Raw genomic sequence first — 24538 nt, 5'->3', positions numbered from 1 at the left:
ATGCAGCAGTTGCCAACGAACGGGTTAGAAAAGAAGGCATTGATCAATCCAGAAGTGAAAGGGTGACAGGCGTCAGATGGTTGTCTTCGACGCGCACTTGCAGCTCGCCGTCCGCCAGCTTTGCCGTCAGGCGCTGCCCCTGATGCGTCTGCTCGGCAGCGCGAATGGCCCTGCCGCGTTCATCCAGCAAAATACTGTAACCACGGCCAAGGGTCGCCAGCGGGCTGACCACGTTGAGCGTCTGCACCTGACTTTGCAGCTGCAAGCGACGGCTCTTGAGGTTCTCCTTGATCGCACGGGGCAGCCGCTCGGCCAGTACTGCCAGGCGCTGACGCAGAAACATCAGCGTGCGGCCCGGATGTTGCGCGGCCAGACGACTTTCCAGATGGCTCATGCGCACCTGGCGCTTGTGCATCTGCTGCTCGAAGGCCCGGCGCATGCGCATGTCCAGGTCGTCGAGGCGCTGGGCTCGCTGGCGTAACCGTTCACCGGGGTGACGCAAGCGGCGGGAAATCCCGTCCAGACGCAATTGCTCGCGCATCAACCGGTCCTGCATGCGGCTGATCAGTCGGCGCTCCAGGCTGTCGACCCGACGGTGCAGATCGCTTGAATCCGGCGCCAGCAGTTCAGCGGCGGCGGAGGGCGTCGGCGCGCGCACGTCGGCGACGAAGTCACTGATCGATACGTCGGTTTCGTGGCCGACGGCGCTGACGATCGGCGTCACACAAGCGTCGATGGCGCGGGCAACGGCTTCTTCGTTGAAGCACCAGAGGTCCTCCAGCGAGCCGCCGCCCCGGGCGAGGATCAATGCATCGAAGCCGCGGCCGTCAGCGAGCTTGAGCGCGCGGACAATCTGGCCGATGGCTTCGCGGCCCTGCACGGCGGTTGGGATCAGGGTGAGTTCAACCTGGGGCGCGCGACGACGAAACACGCTGATGATGTCGCGAATCACCGCACCGGTCGGGGAACTGATGATGCCGATGCGCTTGGGGTGCAGCGGCAGGGCGACCTTGCGCTCGACGCTGAACATCCCCTCGGCGCTGAGCTTTTCCTTCAGCGCGTCGAAGGCCAGACGCAGCGCGCCATCGCCAGCAGGCTCAACGGTGTCGAGAATCAGCTGATAGTCGCCGCGACCTTCAAACAGCGAGACCTTGCCGCGTACCTTGACCGCCAGGCCGTCCTTCAACGCCTGACGTACCCGCGCCGCGTTGCTGCGAAACAACGCGCAACGCACCTGGGCGCCGGAGTCCTTCAGCGTGAAGTAAACGTGCCCTGAGGCGGGACGCGAGAGGTTGGAAATCTCGCCCTCGACCCAGATGCTGGAGAACACATCCTCCAGCAGCACGCGTGCGCGGCCGTTGAGCTGGCTGACAGTGAGGACGTCCCGGTCAAGGCCGAGTCTTGCGAAGGGGTCTTTGATCATGGCGGCATCATAAAGGCATTGGGGCACGGGTCACCAGATGAGATCGCCGACGGCGTGCGACCCGACGGGCGTACTTGACGTCACCGGCAGCGCGATTAAGCTGCCGCCCCCGATTACTCGTCAGACAGGCCCGTCATGGACACCCAAAGCATCATCGTCCCGCAAATCTCCAGCTTTCCTGCGCACGAAGCGAAGGCGCGGGCGATCTTGCGCTGGCTGGTGAAGCTGAATGTTGTCGAGGAATCCCTGACCACCTGCGGGCGCAGCTTCAATCGCATGGCTTACGCGATCGCGCCCGGCGCGCGACGCTTCGTTGAAAACCCTGACGCTTTGCCGTTCGGTCAGCCGGTCAACGGTCTGGAAATCGTCCTCAAGCGCTGCATCTATACGCCGCAGCAGGGTTTCAAGGAGGAGGCCGGTTGCCCTGAATGCCGGCGCGAGATCGGCGAAGCCCTGTTCGACAGCCTGGAAGACTGGATGCCGGGGCACACCGACAACTTCATGTGCCCCGAATGCCGCCATGAAGACGACATCAATGGCTTCCTGTTTCTGGAGCCGTGCGGGTTCTCGAATCTGGGATTCATCTTCAACAACTGGCTGGATGCCGGCTTTAAAAGCAGCTTTATCGAGGCGTTTGCCGAGCGCATCGACCGTCCGGTGTCCCATGTCAACGTCAGGATGTAGATCTTCGCCGCAGTCATTGGGCGCATTAATCCTATTCATTAGTAAATAGCCTGATCTTTACATTGAGATAGTGGAGGTGTCTGGGTACAATGGCGCGCTTCCATTTTCCCGCTCGGGAGCCCAGCGATGCTGCGTATAAGCCAAGAAGCCCTTACATTCGACGACATTCTCCTTGTGCCCGGTTATTCCGAGGTGCTTCCCAACGAAGTCAGTCTGAAAACACGATTGACCCGTGGCATCGAACTCAACATCCCCCTCGTTTCCGCCGCTATGGACACCGTCACTGAAGCCCGTCTGGCAATCGCCATGGCTCAGGAAGGCGGCATCGGCATCATCCACAAGAACATGACCGTCGAGCAGCAAGCTGCCGAAGTGCGCAAGGTCAAGAAGTTCGAAGCGGGTGTGGTCAAGGATCCGATCACCATCGAGGCTGACGCCACCGTTCGCGACCTGTTCGAACTGACCCGTCAACACAACATCTCCGGCGTTCCGGTCCTGCATGACGGCGAGCTCGTCGGCATCGTGACCTCCCGCGACGTTCGCTTTGAAACCCGTCTTGATGTGCCTGTTCGCGAAGTGATGACGCCGAAAGAGCGTCTGGTCACCGTCCGCGAAGGCGCCGACAAGTACGAAGTGCGCGATCTGCTGCACAAGCACCGTCTGGAAAAAGTCCTGATCGTCGACGACAAGTTCGCGCTCAAGGGCATGATGACCGTCAAGGACATCGAGAAATCCAAAGCCTGGCCTCTGGCGAGCAAGGACGACCAGGGTCGTCTGCGTGTCGGCGCTGCGGTCGGCACCGGTAAAGACACCGGCGAACGCGTCAGCGCACTGGTTGCTGCGGGCGTGGACGTCATCGTTGTCGATACCGCACATGGCCACTCAAAAGGCGTGATCGACCGCGTTCGCTGGGTCAAACAGAACTTCCCTGACGTGCAAGTCATCGGCGGCAACATTGCCACCGGCGCCGCTGCACGGGCACTGGTCGAAGCCGGCGCTGACGGCGTCAAGGTCGGCATCGGTCCTGGCTCCATTTGCACCACCCGTATCGTGGCTGGCGTGGGCGTCCCGCAAATCAGCGCCATTGCCAACGTGGCTTCGGCGCTGGAAGGCACAGACGTTCCCCTGATCGCCGACGGCGGCATCCGTTTCTCGGGTGACCTGTCCAAGGCCATCGTTGCCGGTGCGTACTGCGTGATGATGGGTTCGATGTTTGCCGGGACCGAAGAAGCACCGGGCGAGATCGAGCTGTTCCAGGGCCGTTCGTACAAGGCTTATCGCGGCATGGGTTCGCTGGGCGCCATGTCCCAGGCCCAGGGCTCGTCGGACCGTTACTTCCAGGACTCGTCCGATGGTGCGGAAAAACTCGTACCGGAAGGTATCGAAGGCCGCGTTGCGTACAAGGGTTCGCTGACTGCCATCGTTCACCAGTTGATGGGCGGCCTGCGTTCCTCGATGGGTTACACCGGCAGCGCCGACATCCACGAAATGCGCACCAAGCCCGAGTTCGTGCGCATCACCGGTGCCGGCATGGCTGAGTCCCACGTTCACGACGTGCAGATCACCAAGGAAGCGCCGAACTACCGCGTAGGTTGATCGGAACGCGCCTGATGACTCAGGTGCGTTTCACGAATTGTGTACCGGGGCTGTTCATGACAGCCCCGTCTTGTTTCTGATTTTCGACGAGAATGACTATGGCCCTCGACATTCACGCCCACCGCATCCTGATCCTGGACTTCGGTTCCCAGTACACCCAGCTGATCGCCCGTCGCGTTCGCGAAATCGGCGTGTACTGCGAACTGCACCCGTTCGACATGTCGGACGAAGCGATCCGCGAATTCGCCCCGAAAGGCATCATCCTCGCCGGCGGCCCCGAGTCCGTCCACGTTGCCGACAGCCCGCGCGCGCCCCAGGCCGTGTTCGAGCTGAACGTGCCGATCTTCGGGATCTGCTACGGCATGCAGACCATGGCCGAGCAACTCGGTGGCCGCGTCGCCGGCTCCGAAATGCGTGAGTTCGGTTACGCCCGCGTCGATATCGTTGGCAAGAGCCGCGTGCTGGATGGCATCGAAGACCACGTCGACGCCGACGGCGTTTTCGGTCTCGACGTGTGGATGAGCCACGGCGACAAAGTCACCGAGATCCCGGAAGGCTTCCACGTACTGGCCAGCACCCCGAGCTGCCCGATCGCCGGCATGGCCGACGACACCCGCGGCTACTACGGCGTGCAGTTCCACCCGGAAGTGACCCACACCAAGCAGGGCGGTCGCATCCTGTCGCGCTTCATTCTCGACATTTGTGGCTGCGAAGCGTTATGGACCCCGTCGAAGATCGCTGAAGACGCCATCGCCCAGGTTCGCGCCCAGGTCGGCACCGACAACGTGCTGCTGGGCCTGTCCGGCGGTGTTGACTCCTCGGTGGTCGCAGCGCTGCTGCACAAAGCCATCGGCGACCAACTGACCTGCGTGTTCGTCGACAACGGCCTGCTGCGCCTGCACGAAGGCGAGCAAGTCATGGCCATGTTCGCCGAGAACATGGGCGTCAAGGTGATCCGCGCCAACGCTGAGGACCAGTTCCTCAACAACCTGGCCGGCGAAAGCGATCCAGAGAAGAAGCGCAAGATCATCGGGCGCACCTTCATCGACGTGTTCGACGCCGAGTCGACCAAGCTTGACAACATCAAGTACCTGGCCCAGGGCACCATCTACCCTGACGTGATTGAGTCCGCTGGCGCCAAAAGCGGCAAGGCCCACGTCATCAAGTCGCACCACAACGTGGGCGGCCTGCCGGAAGAGATGAACCTGAAACTGGTCGAGCCACTGCGCGAACTGTTCAAGGACGAAGTCCGTCGTCTGGGCCTCGAACTCGGCCTTCCGTACGACATGGTCTACCGCCACCCATTCCCGGGGCCGGGCCTGGGCGTGCGCATCCTCGGTGAAGTAAAGAAGGAATACGCCGACCTGCTGCGTCGCGCCGACCACATCTTCATCGAAGAACTGCGCAAAGCCGACTGGTACCACAAAGTCAGCCAGGCCTTCGTTGTCTTCCAGCCGGTGAAATCGGTTGGCGTGGTTGGCGACGGCCGTCGTTACGCCTGGGTCGTCGCCCTGCGTGCCGTCGAAACCATCGACTTCATGACCGCACGTTGGGCACACCTGCCTTACGAGCTGCTGGAAACGGTCAGTGGCCGGATCATCAATGAGATCGAAGGCATTTCACGCGTTACTTATGACGTGTCGAGCAAGCCGCCTGCGACGATTGAGTGGGAATGATGGGGTGGCCGGCATGGTCCGGCGCGATCTAGCGAGAAACACCCTGAAGCCCGCTTAATTGCGGGCTTTTGGCTTTTTGGGTCTGGCAAATGTTGGCAGCTTCTGCAATCAATACAGGAGGGCAAATCTGGGATAAAACCACGGAAATGGCGAACCGCAAATGAACTCATCCGTAACTGATGCTCCTGTTCCGGAGTCGCGCTGGATTACAATAGGGGCGAAGAATAATGCCGTTGAGCCGGGCCATTGGTTTTATGTGTTCCACATCATCCCCGGCGAACCGGATAAACCATTCTGTTTTGAGAAGTCGATAGGAGGTGGACATGCGGAACGTGGTGGTGCAATCCGATTGAGCTTGTTAGACCTCGAAGATTGGCCAGGCGACTGGCGCAAACACTTGCTCAAGGCGGGCTGCTCTTGGGTGGCAGATGTTATTGATAATCGCCTTAGTGACGACGTGCAGGATTTGATGACTGCGATCCTTAACCATTGCAACAGCTGATGGAAAAATGGCGTCGGTTAGTCAACGGTCCTCGTTTTGTGAAAGTGTAATCTCCCCCCCTACGGGACAGGCTCACCACCTTGTCGTCCCCAAAAAGCCGAGTGAAACCGCCACTGCTTCACTCGGTTTCAGGTTTATCGCGCGACGCGCTAACGTTATCATCGCGTGGCGCTTGGGCAGCCTGACGAATAAGGTCTGGTCGAGCTTCTCACGGGCAACAATCTATGGGTATTGCATTTGCTGCAGGACTTGACGTTGAGCTGTCAGCCTTCGCACATCTGCGGCTTGGTTAGGTCTGTAGGCGAATCAAGAAGGGGAACGAGTCTTCAATTCGTTGTCTGGACTCTGACACCATGTTCAGGGCGAGTATGGCTAGTGATAATTCTTAATCTCAGCGAAGCTTGGTTGCGCCTCAAAGCCTGGTTATTTTTCTATGGAATAATTTAATGCACAATAATGAAATCATGATAAAACATATTGCCGCAATAAACCTGGCCACGAAAATGCTTAAATCAAAGAAATAATTAACGAGAAGCAATATCCATACTGAATGAAAGGCAGCGCACGCAATCGCAAAAAAATAAACTCTTGCGTTTGAAATGATGCGTCCAGCTTTTTGTTGGTTCACTATTTTTGCATTCCGTCTACTGTGATGGCGTCGGCGGCCCTGTCTAGCACTAATACAGGTACTGACGTATTTCTATATGCACGAACATAGTCAGTTCTAATATATCTAAATAGGCGCCAGGCATCTGGTTTTAAGATCAGCTTAGTTACACCATATACAGACATCGCGAGGTCGGCTGATCCGTAGGCCATATTTCCTTCTCGTGCTCCGTAACCAACTGCTTTCGCTGCTGCTTGGTATCCCTTTCTGACTGGGCCTTCTGTATCACTACGCCCCTCCCAAAGGTTGCGTCCGTTTTCATAAACGTTATTTGCACCATGAGCCATAATTGGTACACCTGCAACGAGGCATAGCGTACCTAGGGAGCCATAGCAAATGCCCGCACCCGCTGCGAATTGCATTGCTCCGGCGACTGCTCCAATGCCTTTTTTGGCAACCTCCAATGATTGAGAAAATAAGCTATTTTGTTCATCTTTTAGTTCTTTTAGTCCCTGTTCGGGACTTTTTTTGCCTTCGGAAACGTCATTGATAATGCTTTTAGCGTAATAGGCGATTTCTCGGTTGAATTGCAAGCGCAGTGTGCCGTTTTGGATATGCCTAAGACCCAATGTACAGGCTTGCTCGCCTAGTTTTTCAGCGGCAGTACTAACCATCAGATAGTTTGTTCTGTTTTCGTCTGTTGATTTCATTATTCATTCCCTGCAGGTGCTGTATATGCGGTTAGCCATTTCTCTGTCCCTGAGATCAGTTTTCCGTTTTATCAAATGGCACCCAATCCATTTACTTAAGCAAATGGCTTGTTAGCAGTCCTGTCCCATCCCCCAGAAATGATACCGGCACTTCCGCCATTAGCACGATTTTGTTGTGAGTATTCAAATTTAATGCGGCCGTAATTAAGGTTTACTACCTCTATAGGGAAACCTGATTGGTCGTCACCTTGACCGCTTACTAATGAAATCAGAACCTCTTCAAGTACGATGTCCAGATACTTAAATTTTTCAGTTCCTGCACGGTGGATTCTAATGGTCACATTTTTGATATGCGAACCTCTACAGCAAAGCTCAAATAGCTTCGGGGTCGCTCTGTCCACATATTTGCTGATCTGGAAATCGCCGAGGGAAACACCTCCCGCAGTGGCTCCACCACTGGAGCTGGCAGTCTGACTGATGGGCTGCATGGCGTTGTAGTGATAGGAAAGTAATTCGATCCAACCTTTGTGCCCATCGTCAAGAGACTCACCCTCAACCCCTTCAACCTTCATAAATGCATCAAATGACATGCTTAGCTCCCTGCTTTTCACATAATTGAGGTCAGAACACTAACTGAGTTTCAGCACGAATTACCAGCCCGACATGGGGTTGGGCTGGTTGGGCGCAGGTTGATAGGTGATAGGAGCGTCGCCAGTTGACAGGTGTATCTGATAGTAGGCATGCAATCATCAGTAATAATTTGAGTTAAATGGTTTCTGATTGAAATTGAATCACAACTTATTGATTTTAATAGTTTTTATTGTCTGGTTGGGTGGGAATGATTGAGTGTCCGGCACCCGATAGCAAGAAACACCCTGAAACTCGCATACAAGCGGGCTTTTTGCTTTTAGAAAGCCGGTCAAAATTTGGCAGGGGGATGTATCGCCAAGCACCGTGGCGATGTGGCATGTTATCCGCCACGGCTGAGGGATCACCTGATCACGCGAATCAGCAATTCGCAAAAACGACAGGGTTTGTCTTCGTCAGGCACGCGTAAAGCGGGTGTTCTACGATGCAATCAGTTCGACGTTTGATGATTTTGATGTCTGTGCTGTTTCTCTGTGCTGGTCAGGCGTCCGCCGACACGGCGGTGCGCGTAGATCAGTTGATGTTGCCGATCAAAATCGGCTCCCATTTCGAAAAGATCGATGCCTTGATCGTCCGTCCTGCGCACGCTGGCAAGTTTCCCATAGCATTGATAGTCAACGGTTCTGCGGGAGACTCTCCCTCGGCAGTTCACGCCGATTGGCTTTCCCACATCGCACACGATTTCGCACACCGAGGCTGGCTTGCCGCTTCAGTCGGGTGGCCGGGCTATGGGCGCTCGACTGGGCGTTTTATCGAAGGCGGGGGAGATTGCGCCCACCCTACAGTCGCCAGGTTTCTTGATGCCCATGGCAAGGAGCTTGGCGCGGTACTGACCGCTCTTCGCAAGCGTCCGGACGTGGACCCGTCCATGGCGTTGGGGGTCGGTATTTCGATAGGTAGCGGTGCAATGATGGACCTAGCGGCTCAACCGGGGCGGCCATTGACCGCGGTGATCAGTCTATCTGGCGGCGTTTATCACTACACCCAGGTAGGGTCCCCCGATAAGTGCCCGTTATTTCAAGCAGACCTTGTACGAAATTTCACCAAATTCGGAAAAGACAATCCGACGCCGACGCTCTGGATGTATGCGGCAAACGATCTCTATTTTGGCCCGGACCTTGTCGCGCAGATGTTCGCGGGTTATCGCTCCCAGGGCGGCAACGCTGATTACGTGGCGCTGCCGGCCTTCAGTGACAACGGGCACACCCTTTACAAGCGAACGGCCAACATCCTGCTGAAACCTTAGATCAAAGCGTTTCTGAAACACAACCATCTTCCGGCCATGGACGACAGCGCGTTGATGCCGCTCCTTTCAAAGCTCGGGCCGAAAGACTGTGCGAACGCCGAGGCCTACGTTGAAAGTGTTACCGAGAAAGCCATGGCCGTCTCCAAGGTAGGCACCGGCCTTTTCTGGCGGTTCGGGACGCGTTCGCTCAAGAAGGCGGAACAGCTGGCGCTCGGCACGTGCCGCGAAACGACGGGTCAGACCTGTCACCTTATTGCGGAAAATACGACGTTGTTAAAAGGCTGGCAGGACAACCTGCCGCTGACGCGGCAATGAGATGCTCTGTACAACCCCGCTTGGGTGTCGCGTCGTGAGCATTGTCGAGACCGAGCTCCTCCCAAAAAGCTGAGTGAAGCCGCCAAGGCCTCACTCGGTTTTTTCACACATGAAGCCTCAACGCACCCACGTCATCCCCATCAGCTCCAGCGCTGACGTCAAATCCCCCAACGTCTCAAACCGACGTCCGCTCACCCGCTGCCACTTTGGCCGATCGATAAAGACGCGCTTGCTCTCCCGTTTGATCTCGGTACGAACCGCAATGCCTTCATTGCTGCGGTGAACAAGGGTCAACTGACCGTCACTGTCATCGAGGGTGAACATGCCCGGTCGAAGCAGTTTGTTCTCCAGGCCGAGGTCCGTCCGGGGCGCGGCGATGAGAACCTGCAGCCGCAGATCGCTTTGCACCCGTCCCGCATGGCGGCCCAGCGTGTCGGTGGTTTCGACGCCGGGGTCTGGGGTTATTCCCGCTGACTCAGTCACACGAATGTCCTCAATTCGCAGCCCTACAGCACCTTCCAGTTCTGCGACACCGGCAACGCCCTGGTAGGTATTAGCGTGGGAGTTACCCACAAGTGCTACCCAGTTGCCGCCGCTTCTGGCCCCCTGATCCGTATTGATGACCCCTTTGGCGTAATAATTCATCACCTTCTGTCGCAGTGTTTGCCCCGCGCCTTCCATGCCGTCGACGCGGTAGCTCGCCATGCAGTCGATTGCCCGGATGCGCACGCGGTTTTCTTGCGCGGATTTGAGCACGGCCATGAAGGTGTACTTTCCGGTTGGGTCAGTTCGATGGCCTTTGTCCAGCGTCTTTATGTACTCCTCGAGCTGAGACGACAAAGTGCCGGTTCTCGAAAAAGCATCCAGATCAGCCTGATGGAAGTCGGTGAGCATGTGCTCCATGTAGAGGGTTTTCACCTTGAGCTTGGCGAGTAACGGCATCTGTTCAATGAGAAATTGCTTGCTGCCGATCCCGGCATGACTCTCGCCGATGACCAGGCCCGATGAGCGTTTGAATAGGCTCTTGAGAGCACTTTTGAGCGGCGCGTTGGCAGGCAGCTCGGGAATCTCTGGACGCTTTGGCAGTTCCAGCGTGTTGAAGAATGCGTTGGCGTCATCGCGCAGATTGCGACGGATTCGCTTGAACTCGTCGTAGGGATCGGGCTTGCCAAAGTCGGGGCTGTGATAACGATCATCGACAAAGCGACCGCCGTACTGCGCGCCATCCATGACCTCCGGTTTCAGCGCGTCGGGGATTTCGTATGGGCTGGGAAGGGTGGTCGTCTGCGGAGAAACGCCGACACCACGACCGGGCCCGATCTTGCCGAGCACCTTCCCGCCGCCTGACAGGCCCAAGGGTGTGACGGGCTCCCACGCCCCGGCAGCGTTCAGGCGCACAGGCATGTTTCGGTAAAACGAGAAAGGATTTTCCGGATCAATGATGGCCCAGGATTTGAGCTCGTTGATGTAGCGAACGGCGTAGGCGAAGCCATCGATCTCGATAAACGTCTCGCCCTGATCAGTCAGGTAGATGCCTTTCATGCGGCCTTCTTCGCGTATGGGTTCGAAGGCATCCAGCAGCATGTTGGTCTCGAAGGAGGCCAGCCCATCGTTGCGTTCAAAGGGATAAACGGATGCTGGTTCGAAGCCCGGCGTTTCAACGAATTGATCAATAGGCTCATCGACTTCGGGTGCTGGTTCCCCCTCGGGTTCAGGCCGCAGCAACTCGCCTTCCGATATCGCCTCCCCGCCGACAAGAAAGGTGCTGTTGAACAGGACGTCGATGCTGGCCGTCACAGCGCCGATGACCCCCGCCTTGCGTTGCGCCGTGCTCGCGCCGTTTACAGCCTGATCGATATTTAGGCCCATGTCGGCGATGCCCGCGCCGACGGCTGCCAGCGCAATCGGCCAGTCAATCGCTGCCAGCGCACCGGAAAGCTGGGAGAACGACCGCAGATAACCAATCCACATCTGTTCGCGCAGGTCGCCGTTGGAGTGCAGCGCCAGGTCTGCGTCGGCAAACATCCGCGTGCGGATTGAGTCGCGCAGATGAGTGAACGGGTCGCCCGGAACGGGCTGACTGTGTTGATTGATCACGCCGGGATGCGCCGCGCCCCACGTGGTGTAGAGCACATCCAGGCCGTGAAACAACCCGATGTTTTCATCCGCCTCACCGTGGGCCGACAACGGGAAATGCCCCATGAAACGAGCTCGCCGTTCCGGGCGGTTGTTTTGCGACAGCAGCCACCCGTGCAATTCTTCCGGCGTCGCAAAAGCATGAAACGCCTGCACTTCGCCGGGGGTGTAGAGAATCTGTCGGCCGCCCGAGGTCACGATGCGCAGGATATCGCTGGCCTCGTAGCCGATCACGTCGAAAGTCCAGACGCCCGATTCGGCGCTGGCCGGAGCGCTGGCTTGAAGGGTTTGCAGGCTCGGTTGCTCGGAGGGTTCGACGGCCGCGCGCAAGACGCTTCTGAAATCCTCTTCGCTGAGCCATCCCGCTTGACGGTCTTCGAGGGCGCTGGCGATGAAGTTGGCCTTGGCCAGGGTGCGGAAATCGTCGGCGAAGTCGCGCCAGAATGCCTTCAACATCTCTTGATAGCGGGACTTGAAGTCCACGGCCCAGAAGTCGCTCATGACCTGCGCGGGCAGCATCCTGATCTCATTGCGCTCATCGAATGCGTCTGCATCGGGACCTGCAGTGTAGAAGCCGCTGAGCATCTGCAGGGTGTCGGCATTGTCCTGATCGTGGGGGTTGAAACGGTGCATGACCAGCTGCGGGAGGGTCATCGATTGATAGGGCGCATCGCGGTGCTGCCAGCCATTGAATGAGCGCGGACTGCTGACCGCCGTGTGGAAACGGTGCCAGTAAACCGTGTCTGGCTCGGTGTCGTGACCGGTCTGACGCAGGAGGATTTCCCGGGCGATGCTGCGCGCCATTTCGCGCATGTCAGGGCAAGCCTCGACCAGACGCTTACTCATTTTGATGAGAGCGGTTCGATCTTGGTCCAGGGTTGCGGAGGACAGGTGATTAACTTCGGTGGTCATATTCGTCTTCCATGATGAACGGGAAGACAAGCTTGGCGGGATTGCCGATTCATTTGGCACTAAATATGTATTGCGTACGCGGTCTCCTTAAATTTCTGTAAGTGCAGGTGTATCGTGTCCGCCCCTCGCATCGTTCAAGGATGCGACCCGTCGTTTGAGGTTTTTTCGTACATGTCTTTTACCCGTCGACAGATACTCGGAGGTCTGGCCGGTCTTGCCGTGGTCGGGCTTGGCGCGGGCGGCGCTTCAAGGTACTGGCTGGGCAAGCGCGGGCCGGGCGAAGGGCACGATTACGAGCTGATCGCGGCGCCGCTGGACGTCGAGCTGGTTGCGGGGCACCAGACGCCCGCCTGGGCATTCGGCGGTTCTGCGCCGGGCACTGAACTGCGGGTCAGGCAGGGCGAGTGGCTGAGGGTACGTTTCATCAATCATCTGCCTGTTGAAACCACCATTCATTGGCACGGCATTCGGCTGCCGCTGGAGATGGACGGCGTGCCATACGTCTCGCAATTGCCGGTCAAGCCGGGCGAGTATTTCGACTATAAATTCCGCGTGCCGGACGCCGGCAGCTATTGGTATCACCCTCACGTCAGCAGCAGCGAAGAACTGGGTCGCGGGCTGGTCGGGCCGCTGATCGTCGAGGAGCGCGAGCCCACCGGGTTTGCCCACGAACGCGTGGTCAGCCTGAAGAGCTGGCACGTTGACGAGGAGGGCGCTTTCACCGATTTCAGCGTCATTCGCGAGGCCGCACGCGAGGGCACGGCGGGGCGCCTATCGACGATCAATGGCGTGCCACAAGGCGTCGTCGAGCTGCCTGCCGGGCAAATCACCCGAGTGCGCATTCTCAATCTCGACAACACAGTGACCTATCGCCTGAACCTGCCGGGTGCCGAGGCGATGATCTACGCCCTGGACGGCAACCCTGTCAAACCGCGCCCGCTGGGCAAGGATTACTGGCTGGGGCCGGGCATGCGCATCTGTCTGGCGATCAAGGCGCCTGCCGTCGGTGAAGAATTATCCCTGCGCAACGGCCCCGTGCGGCTGGGCACCTTTCGCTCGGTCGCCAACAACGATGCGCCGGGCGAATGGCCGCCTGAGCTGCCGGCGAATCCGGTCGCCGAGCCTGATCTGGCCAACGCCGAGAAGCTCAATTTCAATTTCGAGTGGGTCGGTTCAGTGTCGGTGAATGTCGAGAACGGCAAGCCGCCGAGCTTGTGGCAGATCAATGGCCAGGCCTGGGACATTACCGACAAGACCTGCGCCGACCGGCCGATCGCCAGGCTTGAACGAGGCAAGAGTTACATCTTCGAGCTTAAGAACATGACGCAGTATCAGCATCCCATTCACTTGCACGGCATGAGCTTCAAAGTCATCGCCTCCAATCGCAAGGACGTGATTCCGTACTTCACCGACACCTACCTGCTGGGGCGCAATGAGCGCGCGCGCGTCGCTTTGGTGGCGGATAATCCCGGCGTGTGGATGTTTCACTGCCATGTGATCGATCACATGGAAACCGGTCTCATGGCCGCTATCGAGGTCTCCTGATGCGTCAGCCGCCTATCATCGATCGCAGCCGCGATCAGCACTTCATGCGTGAAGCCCTGGCGCTGGCAGCAGAGGGTGCGTTGCTGGGCGAGGTGCCGGTCGGCGCGGTAGTGGTGCAGGACGGTGAAATCGTGGGCCGCGGTTTCAACTGCCCCATCAGCGGCAGCGACCCCAGCGCCCACGCCGAGATGGTGGCCATTCGCGCAGCGGCGCAGTCACTCAGCAATTACCGCCTGCCCGGCAGCACGCTGTACGTGACCCTGGAACCCTGCAGCATGTGCGCGGGTTTGATCGTCCACTCGCGCATCACCCGCGTGGTGTATGGCGCCACCGAGCCAAAAGCAGGGGTGGTGCAGAGTCAGGGGCAGTTCTTCATGCAGCCGTTTCTCAACCACCGCGTGCTGTTTGAAGGCGGGGTGCTGGGGGAGGAGTGCGGGACGATGCTGAGTGAGTTTTTCAGGATGAGGCGGGCGAAGGTGTAGGTCAGCGCGACGGCGAGCGGATTCTGGCGCTGTCTAAAGCGGCGCTTTCTCTTCCGACGGCTTGGTCTTGTCGACTCCGGGTACATGCAGCGAGCCCTCCGCGACCTGGCCGCCCTCCATCTGTGGCTGCGTCACCCAGGTCAGGATGTCGTAATAACGGCGGATGTTGGCGACGAAACTGACCGGTTCGCCGCCCCGGGCATAACCGTAGCGGGTCTTGCTGTACCACTTCTTCTGCGACAGACGCGGCAGCATCTTCTTAACGTCCAGCCACTTGTTCGGGTTCAGGCCTTCGCTTTCCGCCAGCTTGCGCGCGTCATCCAGATGGCCTGTGCCAATGTTGTAGGACGCCAGTGCCAGCCAGGTGCGATCGGGCTCCTGAATCGAGTCGTCGAGCTGTTCCTTGACGTAGGCAAAATACTTGGCGCCGCCCTGAATACTCTGTTTGGCGTCGAGCCGATTGGACACGCCCATCGCCTGCGCCGTGCTCTGGGTCAGCATCATCAAGCCGCGCACGCCGGTCTTCGACGTCACGCCCGGCTGCCACAAGGATTCCTGATAACCGATCGCCGCCAGCAAGCGCCAGTCGACCTGTTCAGCCTTGGCGGCGGCCTGGAAGTGCTTTTCGTACTTGGGCAGGCGTTCCTGCAAATGCTGGGCGAAAGTGTAGGCGCCAACGTAACCGAGCACGTCGACATGCCCGTAATAGCGGTCTTTGAGCCGCTGCAGCATGCCGTTCTTCTGCATTTTGTCGAGGTAGGCGTTGATCTCGTTGAGCAGGCTGTTGTCATCGCCCAATGCCACTGCCCAACGCTGATCGCGGCCATCGCCGAGGTCGAAGCCGACACGCACGTTGGGGAAATACACCTGATTCATGGCCAGTTCGTTGGAGTCCACCAGGGTCAGGTCGATCTGGCCCTCGTCCACCATGCGCAGCAGGTCGACGACTTCGACCTGATCGGATTCTTCGTAGTTGATGCCGGGGTACTTGACCTTCAACGCTGCCAGTTGCTCGGCGTGGCTGCTGCCTTTAAGCACGAGGATGCGTTTGCCGACCAGATCGCCCGGATCGGTGGGGCGCGACTGGCCGTTGCGGTAAACGACCTGCGGGGTGACTTCAAGATACGAGTGGGAAAAACGGACCTGCTTCGCGCGGTTTTCGCTGCTCACCAGACCCGCTGCTGCCAGCACCGGCCCGCCGGGCTTGCCCATCTGATCGAACAAGTCGTCGAGGTTGTCGGCGGCTTCGATTTTCAGTTCAACGCCCAGATCGTCGGCGAAACGCTTCACCAGTTCGTACTCGAAACCGGTTTCACCGTTGCGGTCCTGAAAATAGGTCGCCGGGCTGTTGCGGGTGACGACGCGCAGAACGCCATCCTCCTTGACTCGTTCCAGCGTGTTGGGTTTCTCCACACACGCGCCGAGCAGCAGGAAGATTCCGGTTGCGATGAGCCACTTGGCACAGCGTGGGCGGAAATCTGATAGGGAAAACATCGGTGCAGTATACGCAAAGGAGCCATACCGCCATATCTCGACAGCGCGGGTTGCGTCTGATAGAGCAGAGGATTTTTTACCTTCCGCCGCAGGCAAGCGCCCGGAGCCGACATTCGGGTGCATGCCATGCCGTGGTTTCGGGTGCCGACGCAGACTGATTAGGCTAGAATGCACGGCCTCAAAGCACACCCCCTTCCCGAGGCTGTCCCGACGATGTTGATCCTGCGTGGTGCTCCCGCCCTTTCCGCTTTCCGCCACAAGAAATTACTTGCGCAGCTGAACGATAAAGTTCCGGCTGTCAGTGGCCTGTACGCTGAATTCGCCCACTTCGCTGAGGTCAATGGCGTCCTGACCGAAGACGAGCAGCAAGTGCTTGCCCACCTGCTGAAATACGGTCCGAGCGTACCGGTGCAGGAGCCTGCGGGCCGCCTGTTCCTGGTCCTCCCGCGTTTCGGCACTATTTCGCCATGGTCGAGCAAGGCCACCGACATCGCGCGCAACTGCAGCCTGACCAAGATCCAGCGTCTTGAGCGCGGCATTGCCTTTTATGTAGAAGGCCAGTTCAGCGACGCCGACGCACAGCTGATCGCCGACGCGCTGCACGACCGCATGACCCAGATCGTACTGGGCGCGCTGGAAGAGGCCGCGAGCCTGTTCAGCCACTCCGAGCCCAAGCCGCTGATCGCCATCGACGTACTGGGTGGCGGCCGTGCGGCCCTGGAAAAAGCCAACGTCGAACTGGGCCTGGCCCTCGCCGAAGACGAAATCGATTATCTGGTGAACGCGTTCACCGGCCTCAAGCGCAACCCCCACGACATCGAACTGATGATGTTCGCGCAGGCCAACTCCGAGCACTGCCGTCACAAGATCTTCAACGCCAGTTGGGACATTGACGGCCAGAGCCAGGAAAAAAGCCTGTTCGGCATGATCAAGAACACCTATCAGATGCACAACGAAGGCGTGCTGTCCGCTTACAAGGACAACGCCTCGGTGATCGTCGGCAGCGTGGCCGGCCGCTTCTTCCCGAACCCTGAAAGCCGCGAGTACGGTGCGGTTCAGGAGCCGGTGCACATTCTGATGAAGGTCGAAACCCACAACCATCCGACGGCGATTGCCCCGTTTCCGGGCGCGGCCACCGGTTCCGGCGGCGAAATTCGCGACGAGGGCGCGACCGGTCGTGGTGCCAAGCCGAAAGCCGGCCTCACCGGTTTCACGGTGTCCAACCTGAACATTCCGGGTTTCGAGCAGCCGTGGGAAAAGCCGTTCGGCAAACCCGAGCGCATCGTGACGCCGCTGGACATCATGATCGAAGGCCCGCTGGGTGGCGCGGCGTTCAATAACGAGTTCGGTCGCCCGGCTTTGACCGGTTATTTCCGTACCTTCGAGCAGTCGATCAGCACGCCCCACGGCGATGAAGTCCGCGGCTACCACAAGCCGATCATGCTCGCAGGCGGCATGGGCAACATCCGCGAAGGGCATGTGCAGAAAGCCGAAATCACCGTCGGCGCCAAGCTGATCGTGCTCGGCGGCCCGGCGATGCTGATCGGTCTGGGTGGCGGCGCGGCTTCCTCCATGGCTACCGGCACCAGCTCGGCTGACCTGGACTTCGCCTCGGTACAGCGTGAAAACCCGGAGATGGAACGCCGTTGCCAGGAGGTCATCGACCGCTGCTGGCAGCTGGGCGATGCCAACCCGATCGCGTTCATCCATGACGTTGGCGCGGGCGGTCTGTCCAACGCCTTCCCGGAACTGGTCAACGACGGCGGTCGCGGTGGCCGCTTCGAGCTGCGCAACGTGCCAAACGACGAGCCAGGCATGGCGCCGCTGGAAATCTGGAGCAACGAGTCCCAGGAACGTTACGTTCTGGCTGTCAGCGCCCCTGATTTCGAACGCTTCAAAGCCATCTGCGAACGTGAGCGTTGCCCGTTCGCGGTGGTCGGTGAGGCGACTGAAGAGCCGCAACTGACCGTCACCGACAGCCACTTCGGCAACAACCCTGTCGACATGCCGCTGGAAGTGCTGCTGGGCAAGGCCCCGCGCATGCACCGTTCGGCCGAGCGTGAAACCGAGCTGGGCGACGACTTCGACCCGAGCGCCCTCGACATCGAAGAAAGCGTGCAGCGCGTGCTGCATCACCCGGCCGTGGCAAGCAAGAGCTTCCTTATTACCATTGGCGACCGCAGCATCACCGGCATGGTCAATCGCGACCAGATGGTCGGCCCGTGGCAAGTGCCCGTGGCGGACGTCGCCGTTACGGCCACCAGTTTTGACGTGTACACCGGCGAAGCCATGGCGATGGGCGAGCGCACGCCGCTGGCCTTGCTGGACGCTCCGGCGTCCGGCCGCATGGCGATCGGCGAGACCCTGACCAACATCGCGGCGTCGAGCATCGGCAAGATTTCCGACATCAAGCTGTCCGCCAACTGGATGTCCGCTGCCGGTCACCCGGGCGAAGACGCGCGTCTGTACGACACCGTGAAAGCGGTCGGCATGGAGCTGTGCCCCGAGCTGGGCATTACCATTCCAGTGGGCAAGGACTCGATGTCCATGAAGACCCGCTGGAGCGACGAAGGCACCGAAAAAACCGTGACCTCGCCGCTGTCGCTGATCGTCACCGGTTTCGCACCGGTCACCGACATCCGCAAGACCCTGACCCCGCAACTGCGCATGGACAAGGGCCTGACCGATCTGATCCTGATCGACCTCGGCCGTGGCCAGAACCGCATGGGCGCGTCGATTCTCGCCCAGACCCACGGCAAGCTCGGCAGCGTCGCGCCGGACGTCGATGACGCCGAAGACCTCAAAGCCTTCTTCGCCGTCATTCAGGGCCTCAACGCCGACGGCCACTTGTTGGCCTATCATGACCGTTCCGACGGTGGCTTGATGGCGACCGTGCTGGAAATGGCGTTCGCCGGCCACTGTGGCCTGAACCTCGAACTCGACACGCTGACCGGCAAGCGCGAAAAAGTCGCGGCAATTCTGTTCAACGAAGAGTTGGGTGCAGTGATCCAGGTTCGCCAGGACGCCACGCCGCTCGTGCTCGCGCAGTTCAGCGCTGCCGGCCTGGGCGAAGATTGCGTCGCCGTGATCGGTAAGCCGATCAACAACAGCGACGTGATCATCAGCCTGAGCGGCGACTCCGTGTTCAAAGGCGATCGCCGTCTGCTGCAGCGCCAGTGGAGCGAAACCAGCTATCAGATCCAGCGCCTGCGTGATAACGCCGATTGCGCCGATCAGGAATTTGATGCACTGCTGGAAGAAGACAACCCGGGGCTGAACGTGAAGCTGGGCTATGACGTCAACGACGACATCGCTGCGCCTTACATCAAGAAGGGCGTTCGCCCACAAGTGGCGGTGCTGCGTGAGCAGGGCGTCAACGGTCAGGTTGAAATGGCGGCTGCCTTCGACCGCGCCGGTTTCGCCTCGGTCGACGTTCACATGAGCGACATTCTCGCCGGTCGCGTCGACCTCAACGACTTCAAAGGTCTCGTGGCGTGCGGTGGTTTCTCCTACGGCGACGTACTGGGCGCCGGCGAAGGCTGGGCCAAGTCCGCGCTGTTCAACAGCCGCGCACGGGATGCGTTCCAGGGCTTCTTCGCCCGCAGCGACAGCTTCGCACTGGGTGTCTGCAACGGTTGCCAGATGATGTCCAACCTCAGCGAACTGATCCCGGGCAGCGAGTTCTGGCCGCACTTCGTCCGCAACCGCTCGGAGCAATTCGAAGCGCGCGTGGCGATGGTCGAAATCCAGAAGTCGGCGTCGATCTTCCTGCAAGGCATGGCCGGCTCGCACATGCCGATCGCCATCGCACACGGTGAGGGTCACGCCGAGTTCAAGACCCCTGAAGCGCTGATTGAAACCGATCTGTCCGGCACCGTTGCTGTGCGTTTCGTCGACAATCACGGCAAGGTCACTGAAACCTATCCCGCCAACCCGAACGGCTCGCCCCGTGGTATCGCGGGTCTGACCACGCTCGACGGTCGCGTGACCATCATGATGCCGCACCCTGAGCGTGTGTTCCGCGCCGTGACCAACTCATGGCGTCCGGATGAGTGGGCTGAAGATGGGGCGTGGATGCGCATGTTCCGTAACGCGCGCGTCTGGGTTAACTGATCGCTGATGTACAAGCTGGCGTTCTTTGTGCCACCGAGCCATGTGGAGCAGGTCAAAAACGCGTTGTTCGTCGCCGGTGCGGGGCGAATCGGCGCGTATGACTGCTGCTCATGGCAGATGCTCGGACAAGGCCAGTTTCGCCCGCTGGACGGCAGTCAGCCGTTCATCGGGCACGCCGGCGAGGTCGAGCAGGTTCAGGAATGGAAGGTCGAGCTTGTCGTGTCAGACGAGCTGATCAGGCAGGCGGTTGCTGCGTTAAAGGCCAGTCATCCCTACGAAGTACCGGCTTATGACGTGTGGAAGCTGGAAGATATCTAGCTTCCCCGCAGCCTTGCTTGAGATCGAGGCGTTCTGCATTCCCTTCGAAGAATCTTACGGCCGAATCTCGATCATCGTGCCGTCTTTCACCAGATCCCACACCTCACGAATATCGCTGTTGCGCATGGCGATGCAGCCGTTCGTCCAGTCCAGCGTGTGGAAATACCACTCCGGGTAATCGTCGTTGATCGGCGTGCCGTGGATCATGATCATGCTGCCGGGCTTCACGCCTTCGCGTCGGGCGCGTGCGGCATCGGAGATGTTGGGGTAGGAAATGTGCATCGACAGGTTGTAGGCGTCGCTGGTCTTGCGCCAGTCGAGCCAGTAGAAACCTTCCGGTGTGCGCTGGTCTCCCTCTTGCAGTTTCGGTCCGATGGGCGCCTTGCCCAGTGAGATTCGATAGGTCTTCAGCGCCTCGCCACGGCTGATCAGCTGCAACTGATGTGCAGATTTGAGCACCAGCACCTTATCGATGGTCCGGTCCGCGATGTTCTGGGTGTCGACAACCTTACCGCCGACGAACTTCTGTTCGCTGCCTTTGGGCACAATGGTCTGGGTGAACGCAGCCTGGGACATCGGCACAACCGACAGGCATAAAACGGCAAGCAACCAACGCATGAAAAGGATATCCCTGAAGCCTGCGCGGCCATCGCGCGCCGTCGTCTTGATCAAGTGGTTTTGAGAGGAGGTGTAACGGACAGGCAATCGGTGCGCACCTGAAAATCTTGATGCCGCCGGTCGCGGAAAAAGCATTCTAGGGTACGTCTGACGGTCTGGAAAGCCAGCTCCGACCACGGGATGTCGGCTTCGTCGAACAACTTCACTTCCAGGCTTTCGATGCCGGCCGCGAACTCCGGTTTGACCAGGTTCGAGCGATAGAAGATGTGCACCTGATTGATGTGCGGTACATCGATCATTGAATACAGCTGCAGGTCCGCGACCTCCGCGCAGGCTTCCTCCAGCGTCTCGCGGCGGGCGGCCTGCTCGACACTTTCGCCGTTTTCCATGAACCCGGCGGGTAACGTCCAGTAACCCAGTCGTGGCTCGATGGCGCGACGGCACAGCAACACTTTCTCGCCCCACACCGGCACGACGCCGGCCACGATGTTGGGGTTCTGGTAGTGAATGGTGTCGCAATGTTCACACACGTAACGCGGGCGGCTGTCGCCCTCGGGGATACGCTGGATGACCTGTTCGCCGCAGTTGCTGCAGAATTTCATGATCGAATCGGGTTCCTGTTGGCAGCGGCTATCTTGAGCTGTAGCGCGGGTGGACGGCAAGAGGCGTCTTGCGCGGGCGGGTTGTCCTACAAGACTTGGGCGCATCGTCGCTTTGGTGCATGATGCCGGGCAGGCAACCGATCGAGAATTCCCATGCTGGATGAGCTACTTCACCGTATGAGCAGCCACACGCCGGTGATGCTGGAAACGGACGCGCGCTTCCCCGAGGCCGCCGTGCTTCTCCCCATCACCCGCAACGCAGAGCCCGAACTGGTACTGACCCTGCGCGCCAGCGGCCTGTCGACCCACGGCGGCGAAGTGGCCTTCCCAGGCGGACGGCGTGACCCGGAGGATCCGGACCTGATCTTCACGGCGCTGCGCGAAGCACAGGAGGAGATCGGTTTGCCACCGGGTCTGGTGGAAGTGATCGGCCCGCTGAGTCCGTTGATCTCCAAGCACGGCATCAAAGTGACGCCCTACATCGGCATTATTCCCGACTTTGTTGAATACACCCCCAATGATGGCGAGATCGCGGCGGTCTTCAGCGTGCCGCTGGATTTCTTCCGCCAGGATGCGCGCGAACACACCCACCGCATCGACTATCAAGGGCGCAGCTGGTACGTGCCGAGTTACCGCTTCGGCGAGTACAAGATCTGGGGTCTGACCGCGATCATGATCGTCGAGCTGATGAACTTGTTGTTCGACAGCGGCATCGACCTCAACGAACCGCCCAAACGATCAATCATCCACACGCTGAAATCCTGAGCCGCGGCCGCGCCGAGCCATGAGAACCGAGCCATGAGAACCGAGCCATGAGGAGCAGGCCATGAAATACCGCCTGGGCGATGCCCGCGTCGACGCGCACGCCAGCAGCTGGATCGCGCCGACAGCCACTGTCATCGGCAATGTGCGCTTGCAGGCCAACGCCAGCGTCTGGTTTGGCGCCGTGCTGCGCGGCGACAACGAGCTGATCGACATCGGTGAGAACAGTAACGTGCAGGACGGCACGGTCATGCACACGGACATGGGTTCGCCTTTGACCATCGGCCGCAACGTGACCATCGGCCACAACGCGATGCTTCACGGCTGCAGCGTCGGCGACAGCACGCTCATCGGCATCAATTCGGTCATCCTCAACGGCGCGAAGATCGGCAAACACTGCATCATCGGCGCGAATTCACTGATCGGCGAAGGCAAAGTCATTCCTGACGGTTCGCTGGTCATGGGTTCGCCCGGTAAAGTCGTCCGCGAGCTGACTGACGCACAGAAGCAGATGCTCGACGCCAGCGCCGCCCACTACGTCCACAACGCCCAGCGCTACGCGCGTGACCTGACCCCACAGGAAGATTGATGTCCAGCGCCGACGCTCCACTCCACGAAAAGCCGGTCCGCTCGCCCTGTGTGAGCATTTGCGCTCTGGACGACGCCGACATCTGCACGGGTTGCCAGCGCACCGTGGCCGAGATCACCGGCTGGAGCCGAATGGACAACCAGGCGCGCCGTGCCGTGTTGGTCGCCTGCGATGAGAGGGCGAGGGCGAGCGGGATGATGTTTCAGGTGAGTGGCAACAGCCCTCGACGTTGAATCAACCCTGCGCCGCTGCATCCCATTCCCCGGCCTTCATGGTAAATTGCGCGCCTTTCTACCTGCGGTTGCTTGCACACGGCGAGCAACCCTCGACCTGCTCCACGAGGACCTGAGATGACTCAAATCGGAACTCCACTGTCGCCGACCGCGACCCGCGTTTTGCTCTGCGGTTGCGGCGAGCTTGGCAAGGAAGTAGTGATCGAGCTTCAACGCCTGGGCGTTGAAGTGATCGCCGTCGACCGTTACGCCAACGCTCCGGCGATGCAGGTCGCGCACCGCAGCCACGTGATCAATATGCTCGACGGCGCCGCCTTGCGTGCGGTCATCGAGTCCGAGAAGCCCCATTACATCGTCCCGGAAATCGAAGCCATCGCCACCGCGACTTTGGTGGAGCTGGAATCCGAAGGCTTCACCGTCATTCCAACGGCCCGCGCTGCGCAGCTGACCATGAACCGCGAAGGCATTCGTCGTCTGGCCGCTGAAGAGCTGGACCTGCCGACCTCGCCGTATCACTTTGCCGACACCTTCGAAGACTACAAAAAAGCCGTCGAAGACCTGGGTTTCCCGTGCGTGGTCAAGCCGGTGATGAGCTCGTCGGGCAAAGGCCAGAGCCTGCTGAAAACCGACGCGGACATCCAGAAGGCCTGGGACTACGCGCAAGAAGGCGGTCGTGCCGGCAAAGGCCGGGTGATCATCGAAGGTTTCATTGACTTCGAATACGAAATCACTCTCCTGACCGTGCGTCACGTCGGCGGCACAACCTTCTGTGCACCGGTCGGGCATCGTCAGGAGAAAGGCGACTATCAGGAATCGTGGCAGCCCCAGGCCATGAGCCCGGTGGCACTGGCCGAGTCCGAGCGTGTTGCCAAGGCGGTGACTGAGGCGCTGGGCGGCCGTGGTCTGTTTGGTGTCGAGTTGTTCATCAAGGGTGATCAGGTCTGGTTCAGCGAAGTCTCGCCGCGCCCCCACGACACCGGGCTGGTCACGCTGATTTCCCAGGACCTGTCCCAGTTCGCGCTGCACGCCCGGGCCATTCTCGGTCTGCCGATCCCGCTGATTCGTCAGTTCGGCCCATCGGCGTCGGCAGTAATTCTGGTGGAAGGTCAATCGACCCAGACGGCGTTCGCCAACCTGGAACAAGCCCTGAGCGAACCGGACACCGCGCTGCGCCTGTTCGGCAAGCCCGAGGTCAATGGTCAGCGCCGCATGGGCGTGGCTCTGGCCCGTGACGAGTCGATCGAAGCGGCCCGTCGCAAGGCCACTCGCGCTTCGATGGCGGTGAAGGTCCAGTTGTAAGCTTTACGCTGAATACAAAACGGCGCCC

Annotated in this window: 21 protein-coding genes; 14 read left to right on the top strand and 7 right to left on the bottom strand. The window is 59.6% G+C overall.

Annotation, left to right across the window (positions count from 1 at the left end):
* Window positions 1-43: 43 nt before the first annotated feature.
* Window positions 44-1423 carry an exodeoxyribonuclease VII large subunit gene (gene xseA / locus QWI20_RS04960; protein ID WP_369304466.1) on the bottom strand — a complete coding sequence of 460 codons (1380 nt, stop codon included), beginning with the start codon at window positions 1421-1423 and terminating at the stop codon, window positions 44-46.
* A gap of 135 nt (window positions 1424-1558) precedes the next feature.
* Here xseA and QWI20_RS04955 point away from each other — a divergent pair, with 135 nt between their 5' ends.
* The 4 genes from QWI20_RS04955 (at window position 1559) to QWI20_RS04940 (ending at window position 5881) form a co-directional block, all read left to right on the top strand.
* Complete coding sequence (locus QWI20_RS04955; RefSeq protein ID WP_369304465.1) at window positions 1559-2107, top strand: sugar ABC transporter ATPase; 549 nt, start codon at window positions 1559-1561, stop codon at window positions 2105-2107.
* A 126-nt stretch (window positions 2108-2233) separates the two neighbouring features.
* Entirely contained in the window at window positions 2234-3703 is a 1470-nt protein-coding gene (gene guaB / locus QWI20_RS04950) for an IMP dehydrogenase (RefSeq protein WP_369304464.1), read from the top strand.
* 98 nt (window positions 3704-3801) lie between these two features.
* On the top strand, window positions 3802-5379 hold the full coding sequence (gene guaA, locus QWI20_RS04945; RefSeq protein WP_369304463.1) for a glutamine-hydrolyzing GMP synthase: 1578 nt from the start codon (window positions 3802-3804) through the stop codon (window positions 5377-5379).
* A 160-nt stretch (window positions 5380-5539) separates the two neighbouring features.
* Window positions 5540-5881 (top strand): hypothetical protein, encoded by a 342-nt coding sequence (locus tag QWI20_RS04940; RefSeq protein ID WP_369304462.1) that lies wholly within the window; start codon window positions 5540-5542, stop codon window positions 5879-5881.
* A 627-nt stretch (window positions 5882-6508) separates the two neighbouring features.
* On the opposite strand, the gene QWI20_RS04935 is transcribed toward QWI20_RS04940, so the two are convergent.
* Entirely contained in the window at window positions 6509-7198 is a 690-nt protein-coding gene (locus QWI20_RS04935) for a DUF4225 domain-containing protein (protein ID WP_369304461.1), read from the bottom strand.
* A gap of 95 nt (window positions 7199-7293) precedes the next feature.
* Entirely contained in the window at window positions 7294-7788 is a 495-nt protein-coding gene (locus QWI20_RS04930) for an Hcp family type VI secretion system effector (RefSeq protein ID WP_369304460.1), read from the bottom strand.
* A 482-nt stretch (window positions 7789-8270) separates the two neighbouring features.
* Here QWI20_RS04930 and QWI20_RS04925 point away from each other — a divergent pair, with 482 nt between their 5' ends.
* The gene (locus tag QWI20_RS04925; RefSeq protein ID WP_369304459.1) at window positions 8271-9092 is read left to right on the top strand and encodes an alpha/beta hydrolase family protein; all 822 of its coding nucleotides are present in this window, start codon (window positions 8271-8273) and stop codon (window positions 9090-9092) included.
* Window positions 9093-9128: 36 nt separating this feature from the next.
* On the top strand, window positions 9129-9407 hold the full coding sequence (locus QWI20_RS04920; RefSeq protein WP_369304458.1) for a hypothetical protein: 279 nt from the start codon (window positions 9129-9131) through the stop codon (window positions 9405-9407).
* Window positions 9408-9524: 117 nt separating this feature from the next.
* Here the strand turns inward: QWI20_RS04920 and QWI20_RS04915 are convergent, their stop codons facing one another.
* Entirely contained in the window at window positions 9525-12455 is a 2931-nt protein-coding gene (locus QWI20_RS04915; RefSeq protein WP_369304457.1) for a DUF6543 domain-containing protein, read from the bottom strand.
* Between the two features lie 171 nt (window positions 12456-12626).
* Between QWI20_RS04915 and QWI20_RS04910 the strand changes: the two genes are divergently transcribed.
* Both QWI20_RS04910 and tadA read left to right on the top strand, forming a co-directional pair.
* Complete coding sequence (locus tag QWI20_RS04910; protein WP_369304456.1) at window positions 12627-14000, top strand: multicopper oxidase family protein; 1374 nt, start codon at window positions 12627-12629, stop codon at window positions 13998-14000.
* The gene (tadA, locus tag QWI20_RS04905; RefSeq protein WP_369304455.1) at window positions 14000-14482 is read left to right on the top strand and encodes a tRNA adenosine(34) deaminase TadA; all 483 of its coding nucleotides are present in this window, start codon (window positions 14000-14002) and stop codon (window positions 14480-14482) included. The genes QWI20_RS04910 and tadA overlap by 1 nt, the downstream gene beginning before the upstream one ends.
* Before the next feature lie 33 nt (window positions 14483-14515).
* Here the strand turns inward: tadA and mltF are convergent, their stop codons facing one another.
* Window positions 14516-15976, bottom strand: coding sequence for a membrane-bound lytic murein transglycosylase MltF (mltF, locus tag QWI20_RS04900; protein WP_369304454.1), 1461 nt, complete (start codon window positions 15974-15976; stop codon window positions 14516-14518).
* Between the two features lie 213 nt (window positions 15977-16189).
* Here mltF and purL point away from each other — a divergent pair, with 213 nt between their 5' ends.
* Both purL and QWI20_RS04890 read left to right on the top strand, forming a co-directional pair.
* On the top strand, window positions 16190-20089 hold the full coding sequence (gene purL / locus QWI20_RS04895; protein WP_369304453.1) for a phosphoribosylformylglycinamidine synthase: 3900 nt from the start codon (window positions 16190-16192) through the stop codon (window positions 20087-20089).
* A 6-nt stretch (window positions 20090-20095) separates the two neighbouring features.
* Window positions 20096-20407, top strand: a complete 312-nt coding sequence (locus QWI20_RS04890; RefSeq protein WP_369304452.1) for an NGG1p interacting factor NIF3 — start codon at window positions 20096-20098, stop codon at window positions 20405-20407.
* Between the two features lie 54 nt (window positions 20408-20461).
* Here QWI20_RS04890 and QWI20_RS04885 read toward each other — a convergent pair whose 3' ends face one another.
* On the bottom strand, window positions 20462-21025 hold the full coding sequence (locus QWI20_RS04885) for a murein L,D-transpeptidase family protein (RefSeq protein ID WP_192170762.1): 564 nt from the start codon (window positions 21023-21025) through the stop codon (window positions 20462-20464).
* A 50-nt stretch (window positions 21026-21075) separates the two neighbouring features.
* On the bottom strand, window positions 21076-21627 hold the full coding sequence (locus QWI20_RS04880) for an NUDIX hydrolase (RefSeq protein WP_369304451.1): 552 nt from the start codon (window positions 21625-21627) through the stop codon (window positions 21076-21078).
* A gap of 153 nt (window positions 21628-21780) precedes the next feature.
* Between QWI20_RS04880 and QWI20_RS04875 the strand changes: the two genes are divergently transcribed.
* From QWI20_RS04875 to purT, 4 genes are all read left to right on the top strand, one after another.
* Entirely contained in the window at window positions 21781-22392 is a 612-nt protein-coding gene (locus QWI20_RS04875) for a CoA pyrophosphatase (protein ID WP_369304450.1), read from the top strand.
* Between the two features lie 61 nt (window positions 22393-22453).
* The gene (locus tag QWI20_RS04870) at window positions 22454-22978 is read left to right on the top strand and encodes a gamma carbonic anhydrase family protein (protein WP_369304449.1); all 525 of its coding nucleotides are present in this window, start codon (window positions 22454-22456) and stop codon (window positions 22976-22978) included.
* A complete protein-coding gene (locus QWI20_RS04865; protein ID WP_369304447.1) occupies window positions 22978-23211 on the top strand; it encodes a DUF1289 domain-containing protein in 234 nt (77 codons plus the stop codon). The genes QWI20_RS04870 and QWI20_RS04865 overlap by 1 nt, the downstream gene beginning before the upstream one ends.
* Window positions 23212-23328: 117 nt before the next feature.
* Window positions 23329-24510: a formate-dependent phosphoribosylglycinamide formyltransferase gene (gene purT, locus QWI20_RS04860; RefSeq protein ID WP_369304446.1), complete on the top strand. Its 1182-nt coding sequence runs from the start codon at window positions 23329-23331 to the stop codon at window positions 24508-24510.
* Window positions 24511-24538: the final 28 nt, after the last annotated feature.

The sequence above is a fragment of the Pseudomonas sp. W2-17 genome (assembly GCF_041060445.1).
Lineage (GTDB): Bacteria > Pseudomonadota > Gammaproteobacteria > Pseudomonadales > Pseudomonadaceae > Aquipseudomonas.
Note: the sequence above shows the minus strand (reverse complement) of the source record. Positions and strands in the feature narration are given on the sequence as shown.

Coding starts and splice junctions, on each gene's coding strand:
- xseA (WP_369304466.1), bottom strand. CDS start 1,423: ATGATCAAAGACCCCTTCGCAAGACTCGGCCTTGACCGGGACGTCCTC.
- QWI20_RS04955 (WP_369304465.1), top strand. CDS start 1,559: ATGGACACCCAAAGCATCATCGTCCCGCAAATCTCCAGCTTTCCTGCG.
- guaB (WP_369304464.1), top strand. CDS start 2,234: ATGCTGCGTATAAGCCAAGAAGCCCTTACATTCGACGACATTCTCCTT.
- guaA (WP_369304463.1), top strand. CDS start 3,802: ATGGCCCTCGACATTCACGCCCACCGCATCCTGATCCTGGACTTCGGT.
- QWI20_RS04940 (WP_369304462.1), top strand. CDS start 5,540: ATGAACTCATCCGTAACTGATGCTCCTGTTCCGGAGTCGCGCTGGATT.
- QWI20_RS04935 (WP_369304461.1), bottom strand. CDS start 7,198: ATGAAATCAACAGACGAAAACAGAACAAACTATCTGATGGTTAGTACT.
- QWI20_RS04930 (WP_369304460.1), bottom strand. CDS start 7,788: ATGTCATTTGATGCATTTATGAAGGTTGAAGGGGTTGAGGGTGAGTCT.
- QWI20_RS04925 (WP_369304459.1), top strand. CDS start 8,271: ATGCAATCAGTTCGACGTTTGATGATTTTGATGTCTGTGCTGTTTCTC.
- QWI20_RS04920 (WP_369304458.1), top strand. CDS start 9,129: ATGGACGACAGCGCGTTGATGCCGCTCCTTTCAAAGCTCGGGCCGAAA.
- QWI20_RS04915 (WP_369304457.1), bottom strand. CDS start 12,455: ATGACCACCGAAGTTAATCACCTGTCCTCCGCAACCCTGGACCAAGAT.
- QWI20_RS04910 (WP_369304456.1), top strand. CDS start 12,627: ATGTCTTTTACCCGTCGACAGATACTCGGAGGTCTGGCCGGTCTTGCC.
- tadA (WP_369304455.1), top strand. CDS start 14,000: ATGCGTCAGCCGCCTATCATCGATCGCAGCCGCGATCAGCACTTCATG.
- mltF (WP_369304454.1), bottom strand. CDS start 15,976: ATGTTTTCCCTATCAGATTTCCGCCCACGCTGTGCCAAGTGGCTCATC.
- purL (WP_369304453.1), top strand. CDS start 16,190: ATGTTGATCCTGCGTGGTGCTCCCGCCCTTTCCGCTTTCCGCCACAAG.
- QWI20_RS04890 (WP_369304452.1), top strand. CDS start 20,096: ATGTACAAGCTGGCGTTCTTTGTGCCACCGAGCCATGTGGAGCAGGTC.
- QWI20_RS04885 (WP_192170762.1), bottom strand. CDS start 21,025: ATGCGTTGGTTGCTTGCCGTTTTATGCCTGTCGGTTGTGCCGATGTCC.
- QWI20_RS04880 (WP_369304451.1), bottom strand. CDS start 21,627: ATGAAATTCTGCAGCAACTGCGGCGAACAGGTCATCCAGCGTATCCCC.
- QWI20_RS04875 (WP_369304450.1), top strand. CDS start 21,781: ATGCTGGATGAGCTACTTCACCGTATGAGCAGCCACACGCCGGTGATG.
- QWI20_RS04870 (WP_369304449.1), top strand. CDS start 22,454: ATGAAATACCGCCTGGGCGATGCCCGCGTCGACGCGCACGCCAGCAGC.
- QWI20_RS04865 (WP_369304447.1), top strand. CDS start 22,978: ATGTCCAGCGCCGACGCTCCACTCCACGAAAAGCCGGTCCGCTCGCCC.
- purT (WP_369304446.1), top strand. CDS start 23,329: ATGACTCAAATCGGAACTCCACTGTCGCCGACCGCGACCCGCGTTTTG.